This is a genomic window from Pseudomonadota bacterium, from assembly GCA_010028905.1.
Classification (GTDB): domain Bacteria; phylum Vulcanimicrobiota; class Xenobia; order RGZZ01; family RGZZ01; genus RGZZ01.
The window spans coordinates 1-2,699 of sequence record RGZZ01000597.1 but is presented as its reverse complement, the minus strand read 5'-3'; the positions used below and the strand labels follow the sequence as shown (position 1 = coordinate 2,699).

Here is a 2,699-nt window from a genome sequence, read left to right as displayed (position 1 = left end):
CGAGCTGCACATCGGCCGGGAAGAGGGCGAAGTTCTGCACGATGGCCGCACGCACGTACGCCACCGACTCCATGGTCACAAGCGAGGCATCGCGTCCACACGCCACCCACATGAAATAGAGCATCTCGAGCGACGCGTCGAGATCGGCCTCGGTGAGGTCGCGCTTGAGGTGCATCTCCGGCGGCGCCTGCGTGGGGAGAGGAGCGGTCATCTCCACCAGGTGCTGGTGCCGCCGCTCGATGGTGGCCTGCATGGCCACGTACCAGGGGATTCCCGCCTGGGCGCCTTTCGCGAAGCGATCGGTGAAGACGTCGCGCACCTCCTTGATGGCGCGAGCCCGCTCATCACCGCCAGAAGACTGGATCTGCGCCAGGATGTCCTGCCATCCTTGAGCCAGCATCTTCTTCGTGCCCGCGTCGCCCTTCTCATAATAGGTGACGAACTGTCGACGGGTGATATCGAACTCAGACTCGGTGAGATTGACATCGAGCGTCAGCCGCATGAGCTCGGCGAAGGCGTAGAGCGAGGCCACGGTAAGGGGCGGGTCGCCGGCGGCAAGGACGGTCTCCTTGCCCTGCGGCTTGAAGTTCGCCTTGACGCGACCTGCCAGGGTCGCCATGGTCGTGGTGTCGATGGTGGAAGACCGCCCTCCCCTCCCCGCCGAAGACGGCCTCTGCCGCGTGGATGACGCCTGCGCCCCTCCCGTCACCGAGAAGCCTCCGGCGGTCTGCGTGCTTCCTCCGGTGCGTGCGGCCCGGGTGAGGCTGAGCATGGTCTTTGACTCCGCATCGAGCTGACCGTCGGCCTTCAAGACCGCCATGCCGCATGATAGCGCATCGCCTTGCAGCGTGAGCAGCACGCCGAACCGCACCGGCGCGCCGCTCGCCTCGGCGATGCCGTAGGCCTTCCCGCCGTCGAGCTTCGCCTCGAGGGTCAAGCGGTACTTGCCGATGGTCATGACGCCCGTCACGTCGCTCCCGCTCTGACGTAGCTCAAAACGGGTGGGACCGTCTTCTGACTGCCCCGTGAACACGCCGTCGTACGACTGGGCCGAGCTCGGGACTGATGCCACCAGCATCAGCAACAGAACAGACAGGGAGAATGCGCGTATGGATCTCATGATGTCAAAACCCCGCCTCCTACGTCTGACATGCTTGCGGTGGGTCGGCGTGAATTCCTGTTCGCAGCAGGAAGTGAAGCCCCGCCCAGAGGTCGGCAGCGCCGCTCTCAGGCGGTCAATCGATGCCCTCGGCGTAGCAGGCGTGCACGCGACCCGCCTTCTTGTCGGCGGCCAGGGCCAGCGTGTGGATGCGGTTCTCGGCAGCCTCGTTGGCCCTCATCTCGACCGGGACCTTCGCGCTCAGGTTCATCTTGTGGCCGGTGGCGAAGGCCTCGGCCTCGACGCGATCGCGCTCAGCCTGTGGCATGCGCGGAAGGGTCTCCGGCGCGAGCACGTCGGCCACCCACTGATGGGCCGATGCATCGGCGACGATTTCCTTGTGGTTGAGGGGGAACACCGCCTCGGCGACGAGGCGGGATTCCCGAGGGACCTCGAGCGCGCTGCGCAGGAAGAGGAGGCCGTCGCTCTCGCCGTCATGCTCGTTCGAGATGCCCTTGATGTCCGGCCGATTGCCCGCCAGCACGGCCACGTCGACGTGGGGATCGATGGGCGTGGCGCGCAGACGCGGCATGTAGCGGCCGCTCTCGTTGATGAAGTGGTCGATGCCACGAGACGTGCTGATGAGCCCCTGGCCCCCTTCAATGGTGGTCTTGACGTCAGGCTCGAGAGACGACGGCTTGTACACCCCGTCCCAGCGGTCGAGGAGCTGACGCTGGCCCGGCCAGTAATCCGGCCCGTCCTTGCTGAACCCCTGGTCGCGCACATCGTGCCACCAGCCGTAGGCGATCATGCGGTCCCACGACATGGGGGCATTGAGATAGGGATTGTCGCTCTTGCCGTAGAGAGCGAGATTGGCGGAGGGGTGGCGGAACGAGAAGTCGATGCCCCCCAGGGGCGAGGCTACGAACACGGCGCGGCGCACATCGCCCTGGTAGGCGGTCATCCAGGGCTCACCAAAGTTCGACAGGTACGCGCGCACCGGCACGCCACCCTTGCTGTGCCCCACAAGATCGACCTGGGCCACGCCTTCGAGGCGCTTTACCCGCCCGATGGCGTTGGAGAGCTGCTGGGCCCAGACATTGTTGTCGTCTTGGTTGTGGGCAAAGCTCACGGCGTAGACGTGATAGCCTTCGTCGCGCAGGCGCTGCGGCAGGCCGTGATCGGATCCGTTCTCGTGCGGATCCCACCAGAAGTTCGCATTCTTCGACGCGCCGTGAACGAGGATGACAGGGGTGTCACGCTTCGGCGCGCCCGGCGGCGGATCGCCCGCGTACATGAGGAGCGCGTCGCCGGAGTGAGGCGTCGAGGTGCCGAACGCCTTGGCGATCTCCGGATCGCGAATGACCTGCCGCGGATGGAAGCTGCGCTGCGTGAGATGCGGGTCCTTGTCGCGCAGCTGCTCGATCCACCCCCAGCGCGCAGACGTGATGCGCTGCACGACGGTCACACGGTGGGGGCCCTGGGTGGGGCCGCTCTGGGCGGTGACCTCAACCGCGTCACCAATGCGGGGCGCGATCGGCTCAGCGGCGGGCAACGCGGGCGCACTCGCGCGCGCGGCGCGGGTGCCCCCCCCGTAATG

General features: G+C 66.6%; 2 protein-coding genes. Both read right to left on the bottom strand.

From position 1 onward, the window contains the following. On the bottom strand, window positions 1–1,120 hold a 1,120-nt coding region (locus EB084_23300), incomplete at its 3' end, for a hypothetical protein (GenBank protein NDD31189.1). Window positions 1,121–1,235: 115 nt separating this feature from the next. After that, window positions 1,236–2,699, bottom strand: a 1,464-nt coding sequence (locus tag EB084_23295) for an alpha/beta hydrolase (GenBank protein ID NDD31188.1), incomplete at its 5' end; no start/stop codon positions are given.